This is a genomic window from Flavobacterium sp. (assembly GCF_049590715.1).
Lineage (GTDB): Bacteria > Bacteroidota > Bacteroidia > Flavobacteriales > Flavobacteriaceae > Flavobacterium.
The window spans coordinates 1-2,965 of record NZ_JBAWDL010000259.1; the positions used below are offsets into that span (position 1 = coordinate 1).

A 2,965-nucleotide genomic window follows, 5' to 3' on the forward strand; every position below is an offset into this window, starting at 1 on the left:
TGGCTTAAAGCCAATGAAAAGGACGAGTCTAAAATGGCTATCGTTACTGACTTGAACAGAACCGATGCTAAAAACATTATGAAAATGGATTCGATTATCGTTCCAACAACTTTTGAAGGAAAGAGAGAAGATTATCTTCCTTTCCCGCTACAATTGGAAGCCATAAAAAATATTTCAAAAATCATCTTTTTTTCCTATCCTACACAAACTTTTGCAGCTTATGAAAATGGAACACTTGTTTATACAGGCCCTACAAATATGGGAAGAGAAAAAGATCAAACTCCAACTGGTTTGTTCTTTACCAACTGGAAAGCTGAGGAAACAACTAGTACCTTTAATGATGAGTGGGATTTAAAATGGAATTTTAATATTGAAAACAAATTGGGAGTTGGTTTTCACCAATATGAATTACCAGGATATCCTGCTTCCCATTCTTGTTTGCGATTACAAGAAAAAGATGCTCGTTTTCTTTATGACTGGGCTGACCAATGGGTTTTAGCCGATAAAGAAACGGTTAAAGCCAAAGGAACTCCTGTAATTGTTTTTGGAAAATATGATTTTAAAGCACCTAAACCGTGGTTACAAACAGTTAAAACGCCAGATGCATTAGAAATATCAGAGCATGAAATGGCTAATTTGGTCAATCTAAATTTAGCGGCTATCTTAAAAGAACAAAAAAACAGTAAGCTTGTAGCACCCAATAAATAAAGGAATAAAACATGTTTAATTCCTATAAAAAAATCACTAATACGAATTTTAAAAAAGGTATTAGTGATTTTTTATTTGCAATGCGAATTATTTTATATTGATACTCAGTTTGTAAATATTGGTTTCTAATGATGCGGTGTCGTTGTCTTCACAAAGCAGAAAATCGATTTGGTTATTGGATTGTTTATACAAACTAATTCCTTCAAATTTATGGTTGTCACTAATTTTTTTGGTGAATTTCATTTTCATTGTTTCAAGATTGATACAACCTAAAACTGTTCCTAGTACCTGCCCATCTTCATAGGTGGAATTAGTATCCTCAGCAGCGGCTAAAAAATAAAGGTTATCCTCCACTAGAACAGCATCTGTAAAACTGGTGCGCACTCCTTTTATTTTTGGCAATTTGTAATCATTTGAAAGCAAACTAAATTCTTGATTGAGTTTCTTACCGTGAAAAGTAAACAAGGTGTTCTTTCCTGACACGCCATTGCCACGGTTAAAGAAGTACCAATTTTCGTTTTCAGGTTCGTAAACAGCTCCTTCAAGATTGAATTCAGCAGGTTTGATACTGGCAAAACTTTGCATAACGGCGTACAAATCTACAAGATTGTTCGTAGTGGTTTTCCTTTTTTGGTTTAGATCAAATTCGACCATTTTATTGCGATTTTGAGTAGACCCTGAGCCAAAGATGTAAAGACTGTCTTGATAATGAAGAACCGATTCAAAATCAGGTTTTTCTTTCTTAGGAATGTTCTCTGTTGGATTTGAAGTCAAAGGGTATTTTTGAAGTTGGGTATCCTTCATGGAATATTCATATAAATACTCACTGTTATCACTTACGATGTAGAGCTGATTGTTTTGATAAAAAAGTCCAGAGGCAGAACCAATTCCTATGATGTGAAATAAAATTTCGAGTGTGAATTTTTCCATGAAATGTTGTTTAGCGAACGATTATCCTAGCCCTGATTGCAGTGAAAATACATTGAAGAGAAATTGTATTTTTTATAGGAGACACAGAGCGACCAAAGGAAGCTCCTGTGACGACTTATAAAAAAACAATTACTTGAAAATGTATTGCAACGAAAAGCAGGAAATTGCTCCTCAAAAATACTATATTTACTTTAATTAAAAATACAACTATATGAAATCTATTGATCCAAATGATTTTAAAGTAACGGCTCCAATAAAGCTGAATGACTTACCAACTGATTTGAAAAATGATGCTAGTGATGATGCTAAAGAAAATAAACTTGATGACGTGCGAGAAAAACTGAGCGCCATACAAGATGTGATGTATGCGCACAACCGTTATGGCGTTTTGATTTGCTTGCAAGGAATGGATACCTCTGGAAAAGATAGTTTGATACGAGAAGTATTTAAGGAATTTAATTCGCGTGGTGTGGTGGTGCATAGTTTTAAAACACCCAATTCAGCTGAACTGGAGCACGATTATTTGTGGAGACATTATGTGGCTTTGCCAGAGAAAGGGAAGTTTGCGATTTTTAACCGTACGCATTATGAAAATGTTTTGGTCACGAGAGTTCATCCTGAATATATTTTGAATGAAAATTTGCCTGGCATCGAGAAAGTCGAAGATATTACACCTCAATTTTGGAAAAAAAGGATAAAGCAAATCAATCACTTTGAAAAACACATTTCACAAAACGGAACGATTGTTTTGAAATTTTTCTTGCACTTGAGCAAAAATGAACAACGCAAACGCCTGCTACGAAGACTAGAAAATGAAGAGCACAACTGGAAATTTTCGGCTGGTGACATGAAAGAACGCGAGTGTTGGGATGAATACATGCAGTATTATGAGGAAGCCATTAACAAAACAGCTAAAGAAAATGCACCGTGGTACATAGTTCCAGCAGATGATAAAGATATGGCTCGCTATATTGTTGCCAAAATCATCTGGGAAGAAATGCAAAAATACACAGACATTAAAGAACCTGAACTGGATGAAAAAGTGAAAGGTAATATTGAGATGTATAAAGAATTGTTGAATGGCGAGGAATAGCATGTTTTTTTTTAAAGAAAATTTATCTGTTGCTTTACAAAATAACAATTCAGCTTCTTAAATACTGTTCTATTTAAATTCAAAGTGTTTAAATTTTAAATGTCCTTAATTTTCTTAAATGATTTAAAAAAAACCAGAATAATAAGCACTCTAAAATTAGAGATTCGTGCTTAGCATCGTATTTTAATTCAAACCAAACTTACATTGTTTTTATATCTTGGCACAGTAATTGAA

General features: G+C 33.8%; 3 protein-coding genes. 2 read left to right on the top strand and 1 reads right to left on the bottom strand.

Going from position 1 to position 2,965, the window contains the following annotated elements:
- The coding region (locus WBQ70_RS11865) for a L,D-transpeptidase (protein ID WP_423914455.1) at positions 1-708 on the top strand (708 nt) is incomplete at its 5' end.
- 87 nt (positions 709-795) lie between these two features.
- Here WBQ70_RS11865 and WBQ70_RS11870 read toward each other — a convergent pair.
- On the bottom strand, positions 796-1,638 hold the full coding sequence (locus WBQ70_RS11870) for a DUF6929 family protein (RefSeq protein ID WP_423914458.1): 843 nt from the start codon (positions 1,636-1,638) through the stop codon (positions 796-798).
- A 211-nt stretch (positions 1,639-1,849) separates the two neighbouring features.
- Here WBQ70_RS11870 and WBQ70_RS11875 point away from each other — a divergent pair, with 211 nt between their 5' ends.
- Positions 1,850-2,731 carry a PPK2 family polyphosphate kinase gene (locus tag WBQ70_RS11875; protein WP_423914459.1) on the top strand — a complete coding sequence of 294 codons (882 nt, stop codon included), beginning with the start codon at positions 1,850-1,852 and terminating at the stop codon, positions 2,729-2,731.
- Positions 2,732-2,965: the final 234 nt, after the last annotated feature.

Excerpts from the sequence above, each read along its gene's own strand:
- WBQ70_RS11875 (WP_423914459.1), top strand. The coding sequence starts at position 1,850 with ATGAAATCTATTGATCCAAATGATTTTAAAGTAACGGCTCCAATAAAG.
- WBQ70_RS11870 (WP_423914458.1), bottom strand. The coding sequence starts at position 1,638 with ATGGAAAAATTCACACTCGAAATTTTATTTCACATCATAGGAATTGGT.